At 62.0% G+C, this 22,909-nt stretch carries 20 protein-coding genes and 1 rRNA gene; 17 read left to right on the forward strand and 4 right to left on the reverse strand.

Annotated features, from left to right (window positions below; all coding sequences use genetic code 11):
• Positions 1-50 precede the first annotated feature (50 nt).
• Positions 51-506, forward strand: coding sequence for a YchJ family protein (locus M1D89_RS04010; RefSeq protein ID WP_498648254.1), 456 nt, complete (start codon positions 51-53; stop codon positions 504-506).
• 4 nt (positions 507-510) lie between these two features.
• Here the strand turns inward: M1D89_RS04010 and M1D89_RS04015 are convergent, their stop codons facing one another.
• Complete coding sequence (locus M1D89_RS04015; RefSeq protein WP_498648256.1) at positions 511-2,475, reverse strand: acyl-CoA dehydrogenase family protein; 1,965 nt, start codon at positions 2,473-2,475, stop codon at positions 511-513.
• A 62-nt stretch (positions 2,476-2,537) separates the two neighbouring features.
• On the reverse strand, positions 2,538-2,840 hold the full coding sequence (locus M1D89_RS04020) for a hypothetical protein (protein ID WP_498648258.1): 303 nt from the start codon (positions 2,838-2,840) through the stop codon (positions 2,538-2,540).
• Between the two features lie 383 nt (positions 2,841-3,223).
• Between M1D89_RS04020 and M1D89_RS04025 the strand changes: the two genes are divergently transcribed.
• The 3 genes from M1D89_RS04025 to M1D89_RS04035 are packed head-to-tail and all read left to right on the forward strand — an operon-like array spanning position 3,224 to position 9,166.
• Entirely contained in the window at positions 3,224-4,681 is a 1,458-nt protein-coding gene (locus M1D89_RS04025; protein ID WP_498648260.1) for a DUF3375 family protein, read from the forward strand.
• Positions 4,674-5,678 carry a DUF4194 domain-containing protein gene (locus tag M1D89_RS04030; protein ID WP_498648262.1) on the forward strand — a complete coding sequence of 335 codons (1,005 nt, stop codon included), beginning with the start codon at positions 4,674-4,676 and terminating at the stop codon, positions 5,676-5,678. Before M1D89_RS04025 ends, M1D89_RS04030 begins: the two co-directional genes overlap by 8 nt.
• Positions 5,675-9,166 (forward strand): ATP-binding protein, encoded by a 3,492-nt coding sequence (locus M1D89_RS04035; RefSeq protein WP_498648263.1) that lies wholly within the window; start codon positions 5,675-5,677, stop codon positions 9,164-9,166. Before M1D89_RS04030 ends, M1D89_RS04035 begins: the two co-directional genes overlap by 4 nt.
• Before the next feature lie 101 nt (positions 9,167-9,267).
• Here M1D89_RS04035 and M1D89_RS04040 read toward each other — a convergent pair whose 3' ends face one another.
• Positions 9,268-9,762 (reverse strand): FBP domain-containing protein, encoded by a 495-nt coding sequence (locus M1D89_RS04040; RefSeq protein ID WP_498648265.1) that lies wholly within the window; start codon positions 9,760-9,762, stop codon positions 9,268-9,270.
• A 534-nt stretch (positions 9,763-10,296) separates the two neighbouring features.
• Between M1D89_RS04040 and M1D89_RS04045 the strand changes: the two genes are divergently transcribed.
• The 7 genes from M1D89_RS04045 (at position 10,297) to M1D89_RS04075 (ending at position 17,393) form a co-directional block, all read left to right on the forward strand.
• Positions 10,297-11,367: an iron-siderophore ABC transporter substrate-binding protein gene (locus M1D89_RS04045; protein ID WP_498648269.1), complete on the forward strand. Its 1,071-nt coding sequence runs from the start codon at positions 10,297-10,299 to the stop codon at positions 11,365-11,367.
• A gap of 5 nt (positions 11,368-11,372) precedes the next feature.
• Complete coding sequence (locus tag M1D89_RS04050) at positions 11,373-12,488, forward strand: FecCD family ABC transporter permease (protein WP_498648271.1); 1,116 nt, start codon at positions 11,373-11,375, stop codon at positions 12,486-12,488.
• The gene (locus M1D89_RS04055) at positions 12,485-13,594 is read left to right on the forward strand and encodes a FecCD family ABC transporter permease (RefSeq protein ID WP_498648274.1); all 1,110 of its coding nucleotides are present in this window, start codon (positions 12,485-12,487) and stop codon (positions 13,592-13,594) included. Before M1D89_RS04050 ends, M1D89_RS04055 begins: the two co-directional genes overlap by 4 nt.
• A 1-nt stretch (position 13,595) precedes the next feature.
• Positions 13,596-14,420 (forward strand): ABC transporter ATP-binding protein, encoded by an 825-nt coding sequence (locus tag M1D89_RS04060; RefSeq protein ID WP_498648275.1) that lies wholly within the window; start codon positions 13,596-13,598, stop codon positions 14,418-14,420.
• On the forward strand, positions 14,417-15,472 hold the full coding sequence (locus M1D89_RS04065; RefSeq protein ID WP_498648277.1) for a siderophore-interacting protein: 1,056 nt from the start codon (positions 14,417-14,419) through the stop codon (positions 15,470-15,472). Before M1D89_RS04060 ends, M1D89_RS04065 begins: the two co-directional genes overlap by 4 nt.
• A 266-nt stretch (positions 15,473-15,738) precedes the next feature.
• Positions 15,739-16,575: an SGNH/GDSL hydrolase family protein gene (locus M1D89_RS04070; RefSeq protein WP_498648279.1), complete on the forward strand. Its 837-nt coding sequence runs from the start codon at positions 15,739-15,741 to the stop codon at positions 16,573-16,575.
• Positions 16,572-17,393 carry an SGNH/GDSL hydrolase family protein gene (locus M1D89_RS04075; protein WP_498648281.1) on the forward strand — a complete coding sequence of 274 codons (822 nt, stop codon included), beginning with the start codon at positions 16,572-16,574 and terminating at the stop codon, positions 17,391-17,393. Before M1D89_RS04070 ends, M1D89_RS04075 begins: the two co-directional genes overlap by 4 nt.
• Here M1D89_RS04075 and M1D89_RS04080 read toward each other — a convergent pair.
• Positions 17,369-17,656 carry a YciI family protein gene (locus M1D89_RS04080; RefSeq protein WP_498648283.1) on the reverse strand — a complete coding sequence of 96 codons (288 nt, stop codon included), beginning with the start codon at positions 17,654-17,656 and terminating at the stop codon, positions 17,369-17,371. The two genes, M1D89_RS04075 and M1D89_RS04080, sit on opposite strands and share 25 nt — an antisense overlap.
• A gap of 68 nt (positions 17,657-17,724) precedes the next feature.
• Between M1D89_RS04080 and M1D89_RS04085 the strand changes: the two genes are divergently transcribed.
• From M1D89_RS04085 to M1D89_RS04110, 6 genes are all read left to right on the forward strand, one after another.
• Positions 17,725-18,204, forward strand: a complete 480-nt coding sequence (locus M1D89_RS04085) for a MarR family winged helix-turn-helix transcriptional regulator (RefSeq protein ID WP_017198795.1) — start codon at positions 17,725-17,727, stop codon at positions 18,202-18,204.
• Between the two features lie 52 nt (positions 18,205-18,256).
• Positions 18,257-19,021, forward strand: coding sequence for an SGNH/GDSL hydrolase family protein (locus M1D89_RS04090; protein ID WP_498648287.1), 765 nt, complete (start codon positions 18,257-18,259; stop codon positions 19,019-19,021).
• 402 nt (positions 19,022-19,423) lie between these two features.
• Positions 19,424-19,660 (forward strand): 50S ribosomal protein L28, encoded by a 237-nt coding sequence (rpmB, locus tag M1D89_RS04095; RefSeq protein WP_011776361.1) that lies wholly within the window; start codon positions 19,424-19,426, stop codon positions 19,658-19,660.
• A complete protein-coding gene (gene rpmG / locus M1D89_RS04100) occupies positions 19,660-19,827 on the forward strand; it encodes a 50S ribosomal protein L33 (protein ID WP_003798558.1) in 168 nt (55 codons plus the stop codon). Before rpmB ends, rpmG begins: the two co-directional genes overlap by 1 nt.
• A 4-nt stretch (positions 19,828-19,831) precedes the next feature.
• Positions 19,832-20,137, forward strand: a complete 306-nt coding sequence (rpsN, locus tag M1D89_RS04105; protein ID WP_011776360.1) for a 30S ribosomal protein S14 — start codon at positions 19,832-19,834, stop codon at positions 20,135-20,137.
• An 804-nt stretch (positions 20,138-20,941) separates the two neighbouring features.
• Positions 20,942-22,462 (forward strand): 16S ribosomal RNA (locus M1D89_RS04110).
• Positions 22,463-22,909 lie beyond the last annotated feature (447 nt).

A 22,909-nucleotide genomic window follows, 5' to 3' on the forward strand; every position in this document is an offset into this window, starting at 1 on the left:
CACGCCCCGCCCCACACTCTGGCGGGGTTGTTTCAAAGCTGTTATATGGCATGCGAAAATATGTTGCCCAGCTCTCATTTTTAGCCCCAGATTGGGAACTCGTGACCCCTGATTCAGCCCGACTCCGCAACGGTGCTTGCCCATGTCTCTCCGGCGAGCAGTACGTCGATTGCTGCGGACGGTTCCACCGCGGCGAGGCGGACGCGCCCACAGCCGAGCAACTCATGCGCTCCAGGTATGCGGCCTTCGTCGTTCTTGATGCCGGCTACCTCCTGCGCACCTGGCACGCCTCCACCCGTCCAACGTCCGTGGACCTCGATCCAGACACGGAGTGGCGCAGGTTGGACATTGTTTCCGCAACGAACGGCGGCCCCTTGGATGCGACGGGCACCGTGGAGTTTGCTGCCCATTACAGGCTCGACGGCGAACGCGGCGTCCAGCGCGAAATCAGCCGCTTCGTGCGGGAAGAGAAGCGCTGGTTCTATGTGGACGGGGAAGTTCGTTAGCGGCTCACCGGTAGCTGCGGTGTAGGTTCTCCTTGGTTGAGGCGCCCGGCGAGGCATCGCCGATCCACGGGCCGGTTCCTTCGGATTGGTCCAGGACGCCGGCTTCCAACCAGGCGTAGTCGCCGGCGAGGACCTTGCGCGAAAGGTCGTGATCGCCGTCGTCAGTATTCCTCCACAGCTGATCGAAGTATTCGTCCACCCGCACGCGCGCCTGCTCGCAGAATGCCTCGGCCAGCTCGTACGCGGCAGCGCCTTGTTCGGGGTGGGTCCGGAGCAGCATTTCGGCGCGTGAACAGCATGCGGCCATGGCGAACAGCTCGGCGCCAATGTCCACGATCCTGCCCAGGAACGCCTGCTTGTGCTCAAGCTTGGCCTGCCATCTGCCCATGCCATAGAAGGTCTGCCGGGCAAGCCGACGCGAGGACCTTTCAACGAAGCGCAGCTGCTTGCCCAAGCGACCGAACTCCGCATAGGACCGAGGATCCATCCCGGCGCCGGCCACGAGTTTCGGCAGCCATTTTGCGTAGAAGCCGGAGGCCCCGACGGCGGCCCTCGCCTTATCCTGCAGGCTGGCGTCCGCTGAGGCGAGGTCGCCCGCGGCGGCAAGGTGGGCGTCCACGGCTTCGCGGGCAATAAGGAGTTTCATGATTTCGCTGGAGCCCTCGAAGATCCGGTTGATGCGAAGGTCCCGTAGAAGTTGCTCGGCCGGTACTGCCCGTTCCCCGCGTGCTTCCAGAGAATCGGCTGTTTCGAAGCCCCGGCCGCCGCGGATCTGCACCAGTTCGTCCGCGATGCGGCAGCTCAGTTCCGTGGACCATAGTTTGGCCAACGCGGCTTCGATACGAACGTCCTTTTGGCCGGCATCAGCCATTTCCGCGGAAAGTTCGAACACGGCTTCCAGCGCGAAAGTGGTGGCGGCGATGAAAGCGATCTTCTTGCCCACGGCCTCGTGTTTGCCCACCGGCCGCCCCCACTGGGTCCGGGCGTTGGACCATTCGCGGGAGATCTTCAGGCTCCACTTTCCGGCAGCGACGCAAAGGCCGGGGATGGAGAGCCGTCCGGTATTAAGTGTCGTAAGGGCGATCTTGAGGCCTTGGCCTTCGCGGCCGAGCCTGTTGGCCGCAGGGACGCGAACCTGGTGGAAGCGCGTCACGCCGTTCTCGATGCCGCGCAGGCCCATGAAGGCATTGCGGTTCTCCACGGTGATGCCGGGGGAGTCCATTTCCACTACGAAAGCGGAAATACCGCCCTTGTGCTCGGTGCCGTCAGCATCGGTGTGGGAAGGCACCCTGGCCATGACCACCACGAGTTCGGCGATCACGCCGTTAGTAGTCCACAGTTTCACGCCGTCCAGAAGGTAGGACTCGCCGTCGTCGGACAGCACTGCAGTGGCGCCCATGCGCGCGGGGTCGCTACCGACGTCGGGCTCTGTCAGGAGAAACGCGGTAATGGCGCCGGCGGCGCAGCGCGGCAGGTATTCCTGCTTCTGCTCAGAGCTGCCAAATTCTTTTACGGGTTCCGGAACGCCGATGGATTGGTGGGCGGAAATGAGGGCACCGAGGCTCGGATGTACCGACCCCAGCAGGGCAAGGGCGCGGCCGTAATAGACCAAAGACAAGCCCAATCCGCCATATTCACGTGGAATCTTCATGCCGAAAACACCCAGGTCCGCGAGCCCTTTCAGGTATTCGTCGGGAATCCTGGCATCGCGCTCGATGACGCGGCCGGACATGGTTTTGGCGAATGTCACCAAGCGGGTCATGAATTCCTCACCACGCTGCACATCGTCAGTTCTGGCTTGCGGCCACGGGTGTATCAGGCTGAGGTCAAAGCTGCCCAGGTATAGGCCCTTGGCGAAACTGGGCCGGTTCCATTCTGTTTCCCGGGCAGCCTCCGCAACGGCGCGGGCTTCTTCTGCGGTGGCATTGACGCTTGCAGCGGCGAGACTGTTGTCAGTGGCGGACGTCATGGGATAACTCCTCTAGCCGGTGGTGCCGGATGGAGCCAGGGTCCGCCTTGGGTGCGAACCCTTCAGCTGTCCCTCAATGCTACCCGCGAGTAGCTACCGGTGCTAGGGGAAACCTGCGGCTGGAATTCGGCAGGAATTTCCACTTGTCCGGCGTGGTGAACCACGCGGTCCCATGCAAAGTTAATGCCGTGGACCAAGCCGCCCAGCACTGCCTTAATGGCGTACCAAGCGAGGCCCGCTGCTCCGATAAGAATAATTGTTGCCATTGCTGCTGCGGCGATAAAGGCCACGAGAATTGCAGCGAAAACCAGCGTTCCAATGAATACGTAAGTGGCTGTATCAAGCGCTGTGAAGTCGAAATTCATGGTTCCCCCCGGGGCGACGATGCATGGGTTGACGCGGCGTGGCTGCGTCGATGCTCTGACACTAGGGGCGGGCGCACTTTCCGGCCAGAGCAGAAACGCGTCGTGACGGCGTTGATATGGGATCGAAACCATACCGGGCGGTAGGTTACGGAATGGTTGCGGCGAGCAAGCTTCTGAATGATCGGGACGGGCACGACGACGGGACTTGGGGCGGGCTCGACGGCGGCACCTCGGGTGGGTTCACCGTCGGATCTTCGGCCGCCAGCCGACCCGCCAGACGGCCAGCGATGGGCCCGTCGGTGGCCCCCGCGACGCTCTGCGTTAACCTTGTACGGGGCAGTTTTCGCTGCCAGCCAAGTTTCGCAGCAGCTGAAGGAGAGTAGTTGTCCCGTTCAGCCATGTCCTCCGCCGACGCCATTAGTGCGAGGCTCCGTGACCTCGAACAGTTGACCAAGGGCCCCGCATGGGCGCTAACGCGGTCGGCGCCGTGGGTGATCGCGGTGCTGCAGGCTTCCTTTACCCGCACCCGGCCGCAGCTTCCTCTCGAAGAGTTCCACGCCGACGTCGACGCTTTCCTTGAGCAGCTCCGCCGGCAGGACCCGGCGTTGGGCGGCCAGCAGAACGGCAAGCTTTTCGGCGACGAATGGACCCGGAAGCAGTTCCTGACGCGGCGCAACCAATCAGGCCAGATCGTTTACGAAGTAACCGAGCCCGCTGCCCGCGTCCTCGCGTTCCTGGACAGCCTCTCCAGCGAGCGTTCCACACTGAACGGTTCGCGGCTTGGCACGCTGCTGGGCGACGTGGAGAAGCTCGCCAACGAGACCAACCCGGACCAGAGCGCACGACTGGAAGCCCTTGAAGAGGAAATCCAAGAGCGCCAGCAGTTGGTGGAAGACATCAGCTCCGGAGAGTTCGATGGGCTCTTGGACGACGAAGAAGCAGTTGAAGCGGCGGGCAACATTCTGGACCTCGCGGCAAGCCTGCCCGCAGATTACAAGAAGATGCGTGACCGCATCGAAGAGCTGGTGGGCGAGCTCCGCAACCAGATCATTGAGGAATCCCTGAGCAAGGGCGCCACCATGGCCCAGGTTTTGGAGGCCGACAAGCGCCTGCGGCAAAGCCCTGAGGGCCGTACCTTCCGCTCGTTCACTGCTTTTCTGGAGGACCCGCAGCAGCAGTTGCGGTTCCGCTCCGCTATCGGCGAGGTGCTGAGCCGGCAATTCGCGGATGACCTCTCCCACGAGGACCGCGAAACGCTGAAAAACCTGGTTGCCGAGCTGCGCACACAGCACAGCCAGATCCAACGGATTTACGGCAAGCTCTCCGAAAGCCTGAACACTTACATCCAAAGCGACGACGTGAGGCAGTCCGTCAGCCTTCGAAAGGTGCTGGCTGAGGCAGAGCAAGCCATCCGATCCATGCCCTACGAACGCGACCGACCCGGCCTGATCCGCGGACCGGTGCTTTTCAACGCAGGGTTCGAGTCGCTGGCCATAGTCAAACTCTTCGACCCAGACGAATTTGCAACACCACCACGCCTGGCCGATCCCATCGCCTTCAGTGACTCCGACCGGGTGCGGTCAGCGCGCACGGGCAAAGCACGGTCTGAGGTTGTCCGGGCAGCCATGGCCGGTGCAGCCACGCTGGGCGACGCATGGGAAAACCTTCCCGCCGAAGAGCGCCACATCAACACCGTGCGCACCCTGCTGTCCATGGCCCTCCAAACAGGTGCGGCCTTCGACCGGGCCGCCTGGGAACACATCGACTTCGAACAAATCGACGGCAGCATCCGCACCGCGTACCTGCCTGTCGTCTCGCTGAACAAGGACTCTGATGACTGAAGAAATCACGACGACGGATATCACCGGAGCGGACGAGGTCACCGGCGGGGATGAGGTCACCGAAGAGGGGACTGACACCAGTGTTGCGGCGGCCGAGCCCGCTCCTGACGCTGAGTCCACTCCTGAAATCAGCCATGCGGACCCCTTCCGGGTCACGCCGCGGGATACGTTCGTGGACGGCGCCGCGCTGTTCCCCGGCGACACGGGAGTGTTGCCCATGAAGGTGCGGCATGCGCTGGTGAAACTGCTCAAGGGCCCGTACATCGACGGTGGCCGCGACGAGAAATTGTGGACCACGCTGTTGGATAACCAGTTAATCCTCCGCAGCCGCCTCTCCGAGCTCTTCCTCAGCCTCCAGCTCGACCACGACCGCAAAATCGCGGTCCTCCGACCCGTTGACCCGGAAGTCATCGGCGCCAGCTCCCGCTCCAGCATCCTGCGCCAGCAGCGTGCCCTGAGCCGGGTGGAAACCATCGTCCTGCTTCGCCTGCGCCTCCTGCTGGACCGCCACGTCACAGCCCAGACGGACCCGACCATTACCCGCGAAGAAATCGCGGACCTCGTCGCCAACTACACACCCGCCGGCCAACAGGACGCCCTCCGCGACTCTGACGTTGTCACCCGCACCATCACAAAGCTCCTGGCCCGCCAACTCATCCTCCCCACCCCGCTGGACGACACCTACACCATCAGCAACGCCCTCCCGCTGGCCCTTCCTTTCGAAAACATCGGCGACATCCCGGCCCAAATCGAGGCCCTGATAGCAGTAGCAGCCGACGAATCCGGCACAGAGCCCCTCCTGGACCTCGACCCCTCCGCTGAAGACGACGACGCCGATGCCGCCCCCGCCCCTTCGCCGGACAGCACTCGTCCTGCGGACGATGCTGCCGGCTCCGACAGGCCCGATGCCACTCCCGGGGCGGCATCGGCGTCGTCTACCTCGAGCGCGCACCTCCCCGCCGCGGACGCAAACACGACTGACGGGACACAGAAGTGACTATCGCAAGCATGCTCCCGCTCGGCGAGCTCACGAACCCCGGACAGATGCGTCTTGCTTTGGTGCAGGTGGTCAACTGGGGCACCTTCCATGGGGCGCACACCATGCACGTGGACCGCAAGGGCACCCTTCTTACGGGTAACTCGGGCGTCGGCAAGTCAACCCTCTTTGATGCGATGCTCCGCGTGTTTGATGCCCGTCCGCGCTCGAACGAGGCTGCGGCCCAGCGATCCGGTGGGGCTGTAGAGGACAAGAGGACCACGTTCACTTACATGCGCGGCAAGGTGGGTGATAAGGCGGTGGGGGATAGCTCGGCGAGTGCCTTCCAGCGCCCCGGTGCCACCTGGTCCGCCGTCGCGCTGACGTTTGATAATGCGGCCGGCACTAAGGTGACGGTGTCGGCTCTGTTCGACTTGCCAAAGAATGGCACGGAGTCGAGCGTCGGGCGTTTTTATGTGATTGACAGCAAGCCGTTGGACCTCGAAGCGATCGAGGGCATTGCGCAGAAGCGTTTCACCAAGGGCGCGTTGGAGTCGATCTTCCCTGAGGGCCAGGTCTTTGACGTGCACAAGGCGTTCGCTGAAAGGTTCCGCAGGCTCCTGGGAATCAACTCGGACCAGGCGCTTCCACTGCTTCGCGTGATCCAGGCCGGTAAGGGCTTGGGCGGCAGCGTGAATACGTTCTTCCGTGACCAGGTGCTCGACGCTCCGGCCACGTTGGCTGCCGCCGATGATGTGGTGGAGGAGTTCAGCAACCTGATGTCCATCCGGCAGCGGTTGGAGGACGTACGGCAGCAGCGGGACCAGTTGGCTCCTGTGCCGGAGTTGAACAAGGAGTACGCGCAAGCTTTGCTGGACGCGAACCGCCTCCGGGAGTTGGCTGGCGAGGAGTTCGAGGCCTACAAGCAGCAGCTTGCGGTCACGGTACACGCCAAAACGCTGACGCGTTTCAAGGAGTTGGCTCAGTCCAAAGCCCAGGAACTGGCGGCCGAGCGCAGCGTGCGGGATGCCCTGGCCAAGGAGCTCCGCGACCTTGAACTGGACTACAACAATCGCGGCGGCAACGCGATTTCGGCTATCGAGCAGTCGTTGGAGAACGCCCGGGTTGGCCTCAAGTTGCGTCAGCAAGTTGAGGATTCGGCCAAGAAGGCGTTGGCCGATGCCGGACTGAATCTTGAATGGTCCGCCGAGGGGTGGGATCAGGCGCATGAGCAGGCAGCAGCTCGCTCCGCGGAGTTGAAGGACGATTCCGAGGCGCTCAAGGAGCTTCGTTTTGAGGCCTTCGACGGCCATGCGACCAAGAAACGCGAGCTTGCCGCGGCTCAGCAGGAGTTGCTTTCGTTGCGTTCGCGCAAGTCGTTGCTGCCGCCGTCGAGCATCGAGAACCGGGCTGCCATCGCAGCAGCAACCGGGGTTCCGGAAGAGCGGATGCCTTTTGGCGGTGAGCTGATCGACCTGGCAGAGGGCCAGGACCAGTGGCGTCCGGCCGCCGAGCGAGCGCTGCGTAACCTCGCCACCACGTTGCTGGTTCCGGGTGAGCATTTCGCCGCTGTGACGCGGTACCTGAACGACAACACCGTACGGGGCGCGCTCCGCGCTGTCGATGTTTCCAAGCCGCTCGCCGGTGGCGCGCTGGCTGTGGAGGACGTGTCCGACGGCGACCTCTTGACTAAGTTGAGCATTCTCACCTCGGGCGCCAATGCCGACGCCGGGGAGTGGATCCGAGAGCGGATCGCCTTGGACTTCGCTTACCCGTGCGTCGAGGACCCTGACGAGCTTGCGTCGATGGACAAAGGCCTGAGCTTGGGTGGCGTGGTCAAGCGCAACCGGCACACCGTGGAGAAGGACGACCGTTTCACGAGCCGCCAGGACTACGTCCTCGGTTTCGACAACGCTTCCAAACTCGAACTGGTGGCAGCGCGCGTGGGGGAGTTGGAAAACGAGCTCGTGAAGGCCGCGGAACTTGCCCAGAGCCGCGAGGATTCGCATCAGGGCATGGCCCGTCAGCTCGAAGCGCTGCGCAGGGTCGCTGAAGATGAGCGCCCGTGGCAGCAGGTCTCCGCAGCCGTCGCCGCAGATGAACTTGCCAGGATCGAACAGCGTCTGACGGACGCCTTGGCCGCGCAGGCAGACCTGGAGCCGTTACGTGCCAACATCGAAACTGTCCGGGAAAAGCACCAGTCCTCCACAGGTACGGCCGCCGTCCTGCAGAGCGAATACAAGGCGCTGGACCACAAGATGACCACGGCGGACGGCCTGCTCGATGCGGCGAGGTTGAAGCTGGAGCAAGCACCGCCGTCGGCCTCTACCGTCAGCGCGCTGGAGCCGTACTTCGAGGGCGTCAGTGAAGTCTCCGAACTGTACGAGCTCGACAACCTCGCCAACAGCGTGCGGAATAAGCTGCTCGACGAACTGCATGCCGCGGAATCCCGCGGCCAGGCGACGGCCGAACGGCTGACCCGCATGTTCGAGGCGTTCGTGCGCGACTGGGGAAGCGCCATTAGCGCCGACCACGGCACATCGATCGGAGCCGCCGGGGACTTCGAATCCCGGTACCACGCGATCGTCAGCGACGGCTTGCCTGCTCAAGAAGCCGAGTTCCGGCTGTTCTTCAATCAACGCACGCACGAATCGTTCAGTACACTCCTGCACTTGCTGGACGAGGAACGCCGCAGCATCACCAGTCGCATCCTGCCCCTCAACGGCATCCTGTCGCAGGTCAACTTCCATGAGGGCAGCTTCCTGGAACTGGACATCAAGCAGACGCTTCCGTCCACGGCCAAACAGTTCAAGGACGCCATCCAGAACGCCCTGAAAGCGAAGCACACGCGGCCGTCACGCGGCGCTGCTGCTTCAACGGGTGCTGGTTCAACGGCAGAAATCGACGACGACGCCGAGCTCACCGCGCGCTATAAATCGTTGGAGACCTTGGTGAAGCGGCTTGGATCGCAGACACCGGAGGATCGGCGCTGGCGGGCTGAGGTGCTGGACGTCCGCGGGCACCTGTTTATCCAGTGCAAGGAACACCGCGAGGTTGCTTCGAAATCGGGCAAGGCCGGCGCCTCTGGAAAGTCGGGCAAAAAGAAGACCGAGGTCTTCATGCATGCCGACACTGGCTCCATGTCCGGCGGTGAGCGCCAACGTTTCACGGCGTTCATCATGGCCGCGGCTCTGAGCTACCAGTTGGGAATCGCCGAGCAAGGCTTCACCACGTACGGCACCGTGATGATGGACGAAGCCTTCGTGCTGGCTTCCGAGGAATTTGCGGGTGCCGGCATCAAGGCGCTGCACGAATTCGGGTTCCAGTTGCTCCTTGCGGCCCCGGAAAACGTGATTGACCTGTCCAGGCACCTTGGTTCCGTCACTGAGATTCTCCGGGACAAGCGAACCAACCGCTCGGGTGTGCTCACGGCTCCGGTCATCGCCGGACCCGGCGAGCCGGGAGCATGGCGTTCCGAAGCCAACCCTGTGGACATCGTTCTGCGCTGACGTCACCTGTCGTCCGGCGGGCCCAAGTAGGTAGCAGATCAGGCCCTTTTGAAGGTTCTAAACGGCACCTGCTGCTACCTACTTGGGCTTGATACCTGCAGTTACTTTGCGCGGACCCGGTCAAGGAACTGCTCGGTCCTGGACTCCAGTCCTGCGATTTGTCGAACAACGACGGCGGCCGGGTCCGGGTTGATCTCGTTGGCGGGCGGTTCCTTGCGCACGTTGGCGCTGCAGCCGAATTCGGCGCAGATCAGTGTCCCCACCGTGTTCCCGTCCTTGCCGGATTGTCCGGCTTTCTTGGCGACCCACAGGTAAACGTCGTCCTTCGAAAACACGTCGCGACAGAGTTCGCAGAGGACTACGCGCCTCTTCCCGGAGCCGCCTTCAGGTGCGCGGAGCATGATTCCGGTGAGTTTGCCCCGGTGCGGAACCACGAGGTATCCGCGCTGGGGCATCTTTTCGTCCCGCCAACCCAGGAATTCCAGGTTGTCCCAGTCGATGGTTTCGAAGTCGCGGGGGAGGTTGGCCTTGGTTGCTTCGGAGCGACTTGCGTTAATGAAGGACGAACGGATCTGTTGGGCAGTGATTTTCTGCATGGCATGGCTTCTTTCGGGAATGGTCGACGTCCGCGCGCTGAAAACGTGCACGGGAAATGGCAGAAGTCGTCGGTCATCGGCGAAGGAAGGGCACAGCTCTATGGCCCCTACTAAAGGGGCGTGCTTGAAACCCGTACTTGAAACCTAGGAAGATGCCGACGTGCGGGGGAGTGCCAAGTAGGCCAAAACGGCCACCTCGCCAACCATGGCTGCAGCAACTGAAACCGTGCGCACGCTCATCCCCTCGTCGTGATATTTGGAAGCGGTAGTCCGCTGCCGATAATACTTTCAAAACTTCCGGGCAGATGTCCACTGCGAGAGCGATCGGTTGAAGGGCGCGGGACGTGAGAGAGGGATCGGTTGAAGGGCGCGGGACGTGAGAGAGCGATCGGTTGAAGGGCGCGGGGCGCGAGAGAGCGTGTGACCTGCGTCTCATTTTGGCGTTGCGTTGGATTAGGTGACGCAAACGTTTCTTAATTCCCGGCAGGCTAGGCTAGCCTTACTTAGGTTCGCATCACTTACTTAAGGAGTCCCGTGGCTTCCCTTCTTCCACGCCGCGCCCTGCTGAAAACAGCAGGAACCGCGACGGCCGCTTTGGCCGCCGTCGCTCTTTCCCTCACCGGCTGCTCCACTGGCCCCGCAACTTCCGCTCCGGCAACTGAGCAGGCAGCCTCCGCAACCTTCCCGGTGACCATCAAGAACGTCTTTGGCGAGACCACCATCAAGGAACAGCCCAAGCGCGTAGTTACCGTCTCGTGGGTCAACGACGACATCGCGATCGCACTGGGTGTTGTCCCGGTTGGCGTTCCCAAGAACGAGTGGGGCAACAACGACAAGGGCTCAACTCCTTGGAAGGATGCAGCACTGGAGAAGCTCGGCGCCGGCTTTGGCACCGACAAGGCTCCGGTCCAGTTCTCCGAGGCCGACGGCATCAACTTCACTGAGATCGCCAAGCTCAGCCCGGACGTTATCCTGGCCACGTACTCCGGCCTGGAGGAGGCTGACTATAAGAAGCTCAGCGAAATCGCCCCCGTTGTGGCACAGCCTGAGCTCGCTTATGGCACTCCTTGGCAGGAGAGCACCACCCTGATCGGCAAGGCACTGGGCAAGGAAGCCGAAGCCAAGAAGCTGATCGAGGACACCGAAACCACCGTCAAGGACAAGGTTTCCAAGTTCCCGCAGATCAAGGACAAGACCTTCATCTACGGCAACCTCGAACCCGCCAAGGGTGACGGCGCCAACGTCTACACCGCAATCGACAACCGTCCCCGCTTCCTCTCCGAAATCGGCATGAAGCTGGCTCCGGTAGTCACCGAGAACACCAAGACGTCCACGGACTTCTTCATCCCGTGGTCCGCCGAGAAGGCCAACGAGCTCGAGTCCGACATCTTCGTGACCTGGGTTCCGGACGCCACCACTGCTGAAGCGATCAAGGCTGACCCGTTGCTCGGCCAGATCCCGGCTGTCAAGAAGGGTGCGTTGGTTGCCGATTCGGACAACACGCTGACGCTGGCCATCTCCGCTTCTTCGCCGCTGAGCCTGCCGTGGGCGCTGGACACGTTCCTGCCGCAGCTGGGTAAAGCAGCAGACGCAGCGGGCAAGTAACTGCAATGAAACTGAGTACGACGGCGGCAGTCCAGGGGCGGGGCAACGGCACTTTGGTGCCGGCTGGCCCGGGAGGCATCACCCCTGAAACTGCGGGAACCGGAGGGGGAACCGGCTCCCGTAGCACCGCAGGCAAGCGCACCGCTTGGTTGCTGGCGGCCGTCGTCGTACTCACCGCAGTGTGTGCTGCATCCCTGGCGATCGGCGCACGCGGCCTTCCCCTTAATACCGTGTGGGAAGCACTCACCAACTTCAATTCGGCAGACGGCAACCACGCCGTGGTGATCGCCCGGATTCCCCGTACTGTGCTGGGGCTCCTTGCCGGGGCCGCACTTGGTTTGGCCGGTGCAGCCATGCAAGGCGTTGCCCGCAACCCCTTGGCCGACCCCGGCATCCTGGGGCTCAACGCCGGTGCTGCCCTTGCCGTCGTCGTGGGGATCTACGTTTTCGGTATCGGCTCCCTGTCCGGCTACATCTGGTTCGCCTTCATCGGCGCCGCTGCGGCCGCCGTCGTCGTTTATGCCGTCGCGTCCATAGGCCGTGACGGTGCGACGCCGGTCAAGCTAGCTCTCGCGGGTGCGGCCCTGAGCGCCGGCCTGTTCTCCCTGATGAACGTGATCCTGGTTTCGAGCCAGGACACTTTCGACCGCTTCCGTTTCTGGCAGGTAGGCACCATCGGTGGACGTGACTGGTCCGTCCTCCTTCCCGCGCTGCCGTTCCTCGCAGTCGGGGCCGTGATTGTCCTGGCCGGCGGTCGCATTCTCAACAGCCTTGCCCTGGGCGATGACATTGCCCGCGGCCTCGGCCAAAACGTCACGCTGGCCCGCAGCATCACAGGGCTGGGCATCGTGCTGCTGTGCGGATCCGCCACTGCCGTAGCCGGGCCCATTGCCTTCCTTGGCCTGGTCATACCTCACGCCGTCCGCTCGTTGACCGGCCCGGACTACCGGTGGATCCTGCCGTTTTCCGCAGTTGTAGCCCCTATCCTGCTGATCAGCGCCGACATTGTTGGCCGCGTGATCCTTCTCCCCGGTGAAGTCCCCGCAGGCATCATGACCGCCATCATTGGCGCTCCCGTCTTCGTCTGGCTCATCCGCCGCGGAAAGGGGGCCGGACTGTGACCACCGTTCACAAACTCCCCACCGAGTTGGCACTTAGCACCAATGATTCCCACAAACATGGGCATCAACTGCCACTTCGGCGGGTGCTGAGCCCCACATTCTTCCTCGGGCTGGCAGTCGTCGTCATGTTCGCGGTGTACGTTCTCCTGGGCAGCTACACCGTGACCATCCCCGACTTCTTCACCATCGTCGTCAACCACCTGACCGGCGGCGAGAAAATCCCCGGTGCCAGCTTCATCGTGATGGAGCATAAGCTGCCCCGTGCCGTCGTGGGCACAATGATCGGTATCGCTTTCGGCTTGGCCGGCGCACTGTTCCAGACCATGCTGCGCAACCCGCTGGCCAGCCCGGACATCATTGGTATCAGCTACGGCGCCAGCGCCGCAGCCGTGACGGCCATCGTGATCTTCGGTGCTTCCGGAGCCGTGGTTTCCGGTGCCGCCCTCGGCGGAGCGCTCGGCGTCGCGGCCATCATCTACGCAATCTCCCGTGGTGGTTCCGGCGCGGGAGGAGGCAGCCGCGGCAACGCCGCAGGCAACCGGCTCATCCTGGCGGGCGTTGGTATCGCCGCTGCACTACACGCAGTGGTCAACTTCCTCATGACCCGCGCGGACATCCGCACCGCCGCCGACGCCCTCATCTGGCTCAACGGCTCCCTCAACTCCGCCACTTGGGACAGGGCAGGCGTCCTCGCAGTGTCATTGGTGATCTTGGTCCCCGCCGTCATTGCCCTTGCCGGCCCCTTGCGCATCCTCGAACTTGGCGACGACGCCGCTGCGGGGCTCGGGATCAGAGTCAACGCCGCCCGACTGGCACTGGTGCTGACCGCCGTCGGACTTGCCGCCGTCGCAACCGCTGCTGCCGGTCCGGTAGCGTTCGTCGCTTTCCTCGCCGGACCGATCGCCCGCCGCATCGTCCGTAAACCAAGCCTCCCGGCGTCGGCACTTACCGGCGCCCTGATCGTGTTGCTCGCAGATTTCTTCGCCTCCAACATCGCTCCCGTCATCCTCGACGGAACCGTCCTTCCGGTCGGCGTCATTACCGGCGCCCTCGGTGCCCCCTTCCTGCTGTGGCTGCTGGTCACGTCGAACCGAAAGGAGGCCTGACATGGCCATCCTTAATGCCAAGGACCTCACGCTCCAGTACGAGGCACGCAAGGTGGTGGAGGGACTCACCACCGAGATCCCCGAAGGCAAAGTGACTATGATCGTGGGGGCCAACGCCTGCGGCAAGTCCACCCTCCTGCGCGGCTTGTCCCGCCTCCTTAAGCCAGCCGGCGGTGCCGTGACATTGGACGGCAAGGACATCCACACCCGCCCCGCCCGCGAACTCGCACGGACGCTCGGACTCCTTCCGCAGCACCCCACCGCCCCGGATGGTATTTCCGTGCGCGACCTCGTGGGCCGCGGCCGCTATCCGCACCAAGGCTTCTTCCGTAGTTGGAGCGCAGCCGACGACGCCGCGGTGCAGCGCGCGCTGGACGCCACCTCCACGCTGGAACTCGCTGAGCGAAGCATCGACGAGTTGTCCGGCGGACAGCGCCAGCGCGTCTGGATCGCCATGGCTCTCGCGCAGGAAACCGAAGTCCTGCTGCTGGACGAGCCCACAACGTATTTGGACCTGGCCCACCAAGTCGAAGTCCTGGACCTCATCACGGACCTCAACCGCAGCCGCGGAACCACCGTGGCGATCGTGCTCCACGACCTCAATCTCGCTGCCCGCTACGCCGACCATGTCATCGCCATGAAGGGCGGGTGCATCGTGGCCGAAGGGCCGGCGCCGGTCGTCGTGACGGAAGAACTGGTCTTCAACGTTTTTGGCCTGGAATCCCGAGTGGTTCTGGACCCCATCTCAGGCACACCGCTGATCGTCCCCATCGGACGCCACCACGCACGCCCCGCTTCAACCAACGAACTGGAGATCGCCTCATGAGTGCACAACCGACACAGGCAAAAGCAAGTGCCGCCGTGGAGCCCATGACCCTCGCCTTCGACGTCACCGTGACGGCCGTGCAGGAGCTCAGCCCCAACTTCCGTCGCATCACCTTCGGCGGCTACTCGCTGCGTGACTTCGGCGTTGCAGGGGACACTTTGGACCTCCGAGTGAAGTTGATGATCCCGTCCTTCGACGCTTCCGGACAGCAGATCCCGCTCCCTCCGTTCAAGATGGAGGAAGCTGGCTGGTACCAGGAATGGCTGGCCATGGACCCGTCCGTCCGCGGTGACATGCGCACATACACCGTCCGATCCGAGCGCCTCGACGCCGTGTACCCCGAGATCGACATCGACTTCGTCATGCACTTCGACGATGCCGGACACGGTGGACCCGCTGCCAACTGGGCTGTTTCTGCAAAACCAGGGGACGCCATCACCATCATCGGCCCCAACAACCGCGCAGCCCAGTGCACCACGGCCGGAGCCTACGGCGGCATCGAATGGCGTCCGGGTTTGGCCCAGCGCGTACTCCTGGCCGGCGACGAAACCGCTGTCCCTGCCATCAGCGCCATCCTGGAAAGCCTGCCCGCCGACATGACCGGCCACGCGTTCCTCGAGGTACCCGAAGCCGGCGACTTCCAGGACATTTCCACTGAAGCGGATATCGAAATCACCTGGCTCGCACGTGGCGCAGCCATCGGACGCTCACGTCCCCACGGCGAGCTCCTCAAGGAAGCCGTCGCCAAGGCTGTTCCCGTCCCGGGCTGGGTAGGCATCAAGGGTGCGGGGACCGCCGCCGGGCCCGAGCCCGAAGACGTCAACGTGGACCGGGACATCCTCTGGGAAACCCCGCAGCGCATGGACACCGCAGCCATCGAAGCCACCAAGAACCCCACCCTTCCCGCAGGCGCCCTCCCGTTCTACGCATGGATCGCCGGTGAAGCATTCGTGATCAAGGAGATGCGGCGGTACCTGGTGCGGGACGTTGGCATCGACCGCAAGCAGGTTGCATTCATGGGTTACTGGCGACGCGGCAAGGCCGAGGGCTAAGGCTCCTCTGCTAGTCCCCGCAGCGGCTGGGTGGCCGCTCGGTGGCCATCCTCGGCGTGCTCCTTCGTCGCTTTGACGCACCCTGACGGATGCCCACCGAGCGGCCCGTCCTCCCGCCATTTTCCAACGCTCTCTCACTTCCCTCGGGCTTGAGGGTGACGCTCTTTCACTTCCCTGCGGTTTGGGGCGGACGCTCTCTCACATCCCATTGGCTTGTTCACTTTGGGTTGGCTCCGGTGTAACCGGGGAAGCGTAGCGTCGGCTACGTGCGGGAGGAATTCGGAGACGGGAAAAAGGTTCGACGGCGGTATGTCGCCATCGGGGATTCCTTCACCGAAGGCGTGGGGGACCCGAGCAAGGTCCTGCCCAACGGTGTCCGTGGATGGGCCGACAGGGTTGCCGAGAAATTGGCGAAGGCCCAGCCGGGGTGGGAGTACGCCAATTTGGCAGTCCGCAGCAAACGGCTCCGGCACATCATCGATGAACAACTCGAGCCCGCTCTCGCCATGGAGCCAACGCTCATCACGCTCTACGCAGGCGGCAACGACATCCTCGATTTCGGTACCGATATGGATGCTCTCCTCAATGACTACGAGTTGCTCGTCGCGCGCCTCAGCGGAACCGGGGCCACTTTGGTCCTGTTTACAGGGTTCGACGTAAAGGTTTCTGCCATCCTGGAACCCTTTAAGAAGCGCAACACCCTCTACAACCAGAGAGTCCGTGATGTCGCAGCCAGATATGGCGCAGTCCTTGTGGACTACTGGTGCTTCGACGCCTACAGGGACTCGCGGATGTGGGCCCCGGACCGGCTCCACATGTCCAAGGCGGGCCACAAATATTTGGCTGCCCAGGTTCTGGATCACCTCAACGTCCCGCACAAAATCTCCCCGAAAGAATGGGACCCGCCCACCCGCATGTCCATGCGCGAATGGGAACGCCGGCAACGCCGCTGGGTCAACGACTGGGTGGTCCCGCTCTTCGGACGCAAACTACGCGGTGTCACTCTAGGGGACTCCATCAGCCCGCGATGGCCGGAGCCCGTAAAAGTCCCACGCAAGGGCGGCCTGAAAAAGCTCATGGAAGACCCGGAGGAAGCGAAGTGAAAAGCCAGATCCGCTTTGTGGCCCTCGGCGACTCCTTCACTGAGGGCGTCGGCGACAACGATCTCAGGCTCCCCAACAACTGCCGGGGCTGGGCGGACCGAGTGGCCGAAGAACTGGCAAGGCACGACGAGACCGTGAAATACGCCAACCTCGCCATTCGCGGGCGGCGCCTCCAGCGGATCATCGACGAACAAATAGAGCCCGCCCTCGCCATGAATCCCACGATGGTCAGCTTCTACGCCGGTGGGAACGATCTCCTGATGGCAAGGCTCAACATGGCCAAGCTCATCCGGGACTATGAAGATGCCGTCAAAAGGATCAAAGCCAGCGGAGCCACAGTCCTCCTCTTCACGGGATACAACGTTCCCTTATCGCCTTTGCTCGAACCGCTCAAATTGCGCACCGCCATCTACAACCGTCACATTCGGCGTATCGCAGCAAAGTACGGAACGCTCCTGGTGGACTATTGGTGCTTTGAGAAGTTTCAGGACCCGCGAATGTGGGCCCCGGATCGCCTGCACATGTCCAACCCCGGCCATAGCTACATGGCCAAGAAAGTCCTCGAAGTCCTCGGGGCCCCGCACGCACTCACCTCACCGGTGCTGGCAACGCCACGTCCGCGGACGCTCACCGAGAACATCGCCGACGACGCCGCCTGGCTGAGGCGCGACGTCGGGCCTTGGCTTTCACGGCGGGTCCGCGGCGTATCGAGCGGTGACCATCTGGGAGCGCGGTGGCCGGAACTGATGCCGGTGGTACTGCCGGAATGGCTGGGAACCGCTCGGGCAATGCCTCAGCTGTCGAGCAGGTTTTCGTAACCCTCAGCCACGCTGGTGGCAGTGAATTCAATGATCTCGAACTCGGCCACTCCGTTGCTATAGAACGGATCCTTTTCCAAGGAAGCCTCCAGTGTCGCTCTATCCACTTTGGAGAGCAGAACACCGCCAGTGGCTGGGACGCGACGTCCGGACGCAAGGAAGGTCCCGGCGTCGAAGGCTTCCTTAAGCCAGGCCATATGGCCGGGGCGGTGGAAATCGACAATTTCGTCGGGAACTTTGTAGGTCAATGAGACGACAAACATGCGGCCAGCCTATCGCCTGAGCCCGGGCCGGGACCTAAGGAAGTAGGGAATTCTCATAAGATGGAGGCATGACGCAACCCCGCTGGCTGAACGCCGACGAACGCCGTGCTTGGCTGGCCCTGCTGAGCATCAATACTTTGCTCCCCTCGGCGTTGGACACCCAGCTTCAGTCGGCCGGCAAATTGTCCCTGTTCGACTACAACGTGCTTGCGATGCTCTCCGAAACCGAGGGCCGATACCTTCCTATGAGCGAGCTCGCCGCACGGACAAGTGCCTCGTTGTCGCGCCTTTCCCACGTGGTTACCAAGCTGCAGAAACGCGGTTGGGTGGAACGGCAAGCGCATCCCGGCGACGCCCGTGTCACCGTTGCGCACCTGACCGATGCCGGCATGTCCACCATAGTGTCCCTCGCCCCGGGACATGTGGAATCCGTGCGGACGCTGATGCTCGATTCCCTCAGTCCCGACGACGTCGCGGACCTTGCGCGCATCGGCGAGAAGATCGTTGCCCGTTTGGACAACAACCACTGGATCCTGCGCGATTCCTAGCTTGCCCGTTGCGGCTTTGTGGCTCCGAGCGTTGAAGTGGCAGACTGACGGCATGGATTTTTCTGCCCGTTATGTTGCCCTGGGGGACTCGTTCACTGAGGGTGTGGGAGACGACGACCCCAGCCGACCCAACGGCGTTCGCGGCTGGGCAGACGTCGTCGCAGGGCAGCTCGCCCACAGCAACACCGACTTCGGCTATGCCAACTTAGCCATCCGCGGCCGGAAGCTCCGGCAGATCATGGCTGAGCAGGTGGATGCCGCTGTCGCGATGAAACCAACGTTGGTGACGTTGTACGCGGGGGCGAACGACATCCTGCGGCCCAAGATCGATATTGACTCGCTTTTGGAGGAGTACGACGCCGGCATCGCCAAGCTGAGCGCGTCGGGAGCCACCGTGGTCCTCTTCACGGGCTTTGATGCGAAGGGCTCGAAGGTTTTCAGCGCCATGCGCGGCCGCACGGCAATCTACAACGAACTGGTGCGCGAAATCGCCGAAAACCATGGCGCCCTGCTGGTGGATTACTGGCGTTTCGACGAGTACGACGATTGGCGCCTCTGGGGCGAGGACCGGATGCACATGTCCACCGCAGGCCACGTCAACATGGCAAAGCGTGTCCTGGATGTCCTCGAGCACGAGCACGTCATCGAGGTTCCCGAACTGGCTCCGGTCCGACTGATGAACCGTGTTGAGGCATTGAAAGCAAACGCACGATGGTTCCGCGAATCCGCGGCGCCATGGGTTGCCCGCCGCGTCCGGGGAGTTTCCTCCGGCGACGGTCTGAGCCCGAAATACCCGGAACTGATCCGGCCGCTGTAGTCCGAGTTCCCGGGCGACCCGCCAAGCTTGAGTCGGTGTTCCGGCAGCGGACGCCAAGGGCTTATGATGCCGGATTGGTCTTAATTTGGCCTGACCAGTAGAATAGTTAGGCGCTAGGTAGTGCGGATCGTGTGCAATTGCTCCGGTTGGTGGTGACTGTCGGTTTTACTGACATCCCGGTGGCCGGTAGTTAGGGGCTCAAGTTGCGTGCATTCCTGTATTCGCCCGGTATCCCAGGATCTGTTCCAGTGATTATCACTGCCCGGTCCTGAGGCCAACCTTCTTCGCCGCACTTGCTGCGGAAACTACCGAAATGGTCTGGACCCGGATGCGGACGCTGCCTGTCGCACGGCAACGCAGGAACATCTGCACGCCGTTACATTCAATCTTTGGAGGAGAGTCATGGCAGCACACTGCCAAGTGACCGGAGCCGAGCCGGGCTTTGGACACAGCATTTCGCACTCGCACCGTCGCAACAAGCGTCGGTTCGACCCGAACATTCAGAAGAAGCGCTACTGGGTTCCGTCCCTGCGCCGTAACGTCACGCTGACCCTGTCAGCCCGTGGCATCAAGACAATCGACGTACGCGGCATCGACTCAGTCGTCGCCGACATCCTGGCACGAGGAGTAAAGCTCTAATGGCAAAGGACAAGGACGTACGTCCGATCATCAAGTTGAAGTCCACCGCGGGCACGGGTTACACCTACGTAACCCGCAAGAACCGTCGTAACGATCCTGACCGCCTGGTCTTGAAGAAGTACGATCCCAAGATCCGCCAGCACGTCGAATTCCGAGAGGAGCGCTAAACACATGGCAAAGAAGTCAAAGATTGCTCGCAACGAGCAGCGCAAGGTCATTGTTGAGCGTTACGCTGCCAAGCGTCTCGAACTGAAGAAGACCCTGGTTGACCCCAACGCGACTGACGAAGCACGCGAAGCTGCACGCCTCGGCCTGCAGAAGCTGCCCCGCAACGCCTCCCCGATCCGTCTGCGTAACCGCGACCAGATCGACGGCCGTCCCCGCGGCACGCTCCAGAAGTTCGGTATCTCCCGTGTTCGCTTCCGCGACATGGCTCACCGCGGTGAGCTCCCGGGCATCACCAAGTCTTCCTGGTAATCACGAAGCTCTAAAAGGGCCGGCAACTGTTATGGTTGCCGGCCCTTTTTGCGTTTAAGCGCGTCTACCCGCCCCCTTTCGATCCTCTCTCACTTCCCTCGGGTTTGGGCTTGACGGTCTCTCACTTCCCTCGGGTTTGGGCTTGACGGTCTCTCACTTCCCTCGGGTTGGGTTGAGCGTGCGACGGCGGTGGTGAGCGTGGGTTGCGGAGCGGAGGCCTTGGTGCGGTGATGGTCTTGTGACGGGCTTCACTTGGGCTGTTTTTGGGGGTTTTGCTTGGTTTCAGACCTTGGCGGGGGTGTTTGGCCCGTGTTTGCAGGGGTTTTGGTTGGTACTGGGGTGATTTGTGCCGGGGGCCGCGGACGTGTAATGTCTTCTGAGTCGCCGCGAGTGAGACAGCCTGGAGCTGAGAACCGCGGAGGCCGACCCCCTTGATAACAGCCTGGAAAATGGCGCGCTTTTGAGCGTGCCTGTGCCGGGTGGGGCCGAGACCTGGATCGGAAATCGCGGAAACGCCGGTTTGCAAAGATCTGGTTGATCGGGTAAGATTGAAAAGTTGCTCCGGAGCGATCCTGGCCCCTTGTGGGGGGTTTGGTGGTGCCGGGTGTGTCTGTTGTTTGAGAACTCAATAGTGTGCCAAGTTTGTTGATACCGATTGTTTTTCAATTGGTTGAAATTATGGCTGGATCATTGCGCACCCCCGTGTGTGGTGGTCTGGTTTTCAGCTGGTTTCGAATTTTGTGCAGCCGCGTTCTACCGTTATTTCCGGTGGGTGTGGTTGTGTCTGTTTGGTTTTGTTTTACTTCAACGGAGAGTTTGATCCTGGCTCAGGATGAACGCTGGCGGCGTGCTTAACACATGCAAGTCGAACGATGATCCCAGCTTGCTGGGGGATTAGTGGCGAACGGGTGAGTAACACGTGAGTAACCTGCCCTTGACTCTGGGATAAGCCTGGGAAACTGGGTCTAATACCGGATACGACCATCTGGCGCATGTCATGGTGGTGGAAAGCTTTTGTGGTTTTGGATGGACTCGCGGCCTATCAGCTTGTTGGTGGGGTAATGGCCTACCAAGGCGACGACGGGTAGCCGGCCTGAGAGGGTGACCGGCCACACTGGGACTGAGACACGGCCCAGACTCCTACGGGAGGCAGCAGTGGGGAATATTGCACAATGGGCGCAAGCCTGATGCAGCGACGCCGCGTGAGGGATGACGGCCTTCGGGTTGTAAACCTCTTTCAGTAGGGAAGAAGCGAAAGTGACGGTACCTGCAGAAGAAGCGCCGGCTAACTACGTGCCAGCAGCCGCGGTAATACGTAGGGCGCAAGCGTTATCCGGAATTATTGGGCGTAAAGAGCTCGTAGGCGGTTTGTCGCGTCTGCTGTGAAAGACCGGGGCTCAACTCCGGTTCTGCAGTGGGTACGGGCAGACTAGAGTGCAGTAGGGGAGACTGGAATTCCTGGTGTAGCGGTGAAATGCGCAGATATCAGGAGGAACACCGATGGCGAAGGCAGGTCTCTGGGCTGTAACTGACGCTGAGGAGCGAAAGCATGGGGAGCGAACAGGATTAGATACCCTGGTAGTCCATGCCGTAAACGTTGGGCACTAGGTGTGGGGGACATTCCACGTTTTCCGCGCCGTAGCTAACGCATTAAGTGCCCCGCCTGGGGAGTACGGCCGCAAGGCTAAAACTCAAAGGAATTGACGGGGGCCCGCACAAGCGGCGGAGCATGCGGATTAATTCGATGCAACGCGAAGAACCTTACCAAGGCTTGACATGAACCGGAAAGACCTGGAAACAGGTGCCCCGCTTGCGGTCGGTTTACAGGTGGTGCATGGTTGTCGTCAGCTCGTGTCGTGAGATGTTGGGTTAAGTCCCGCAACGAGCGCAACCCTCGTTCTATGTTGCCAGCGCGTTATGGCGGGGACTCATAGGAGACTGCCGGGGTCAACTCGGAGGAAGGTGGGGACGACGTCAAATCATCATGCCCCTTATGTCTTGGGCTTCACGCATGCTACAATGGCCGGTACAAAGGGTTGCGATACTGTGAGGTGGAGCTAATCCCAAAAAGCCGGTCTCAGTTCGGATTGGGGTCTGCAACTCGACCCCATGAAGTCGGAGTCGCTAGTAATCGCAGATCAGCAACGCTGCGGTGAATACGTTCCCGGGCCTTGTACACACCGCCCGTCAAGTCACGAAAGTTGGTAACACCCGAAGCCGGTGGCCTAACCCTTGTGGGGGGAGCCGTCGAAGGTGGGACCGGCGATTGGGACTAAGTCGTAACAAGGTAGCCGTACCGGAAGGTGCGGCTGGATCACCTCCTTTCTAAGGAGCTGCTAGCAACTGCTGGTGTCCGTGCATGCGGATATGTGAGTGGTTGTCAGTGTTGCCCATTGCGCAGGCGTCTGTTCTGCGGTGGGTGCTCATGGGTGGAATATCAACGAATCAAACTTGTTTGGCATGGCCTTCACCGGTTGTGTCCTGGTGCCAGTACGGCAATCCTGTGTCCCTTTTGGGGGGTGTGGTGTTGTGTGGAACGCGTCGGGGCGTGGTGTGTGTGGGGTTGTGTTTGGCGCACTGTTGGGTCCTGAGGCAACAGGACCTTTTTGCAGCAATGCAGAGAGCATCTTCTGGTGTTTCTTTTGTTCCTGCTTCCGGTACTTACCATCGTGTCCCCGTTTTGCGGGGTGGTGGTGGTCTGGTTGACGGGGTTGTTGTTTGAGAACTACATAGTGGACGCGAGCATCTAGAACACACACGTGGCTGGCCCCT

The sequence above is a fragment of the Arthrobacter sp. D3-18 genome (assembly GCF_054408525.1).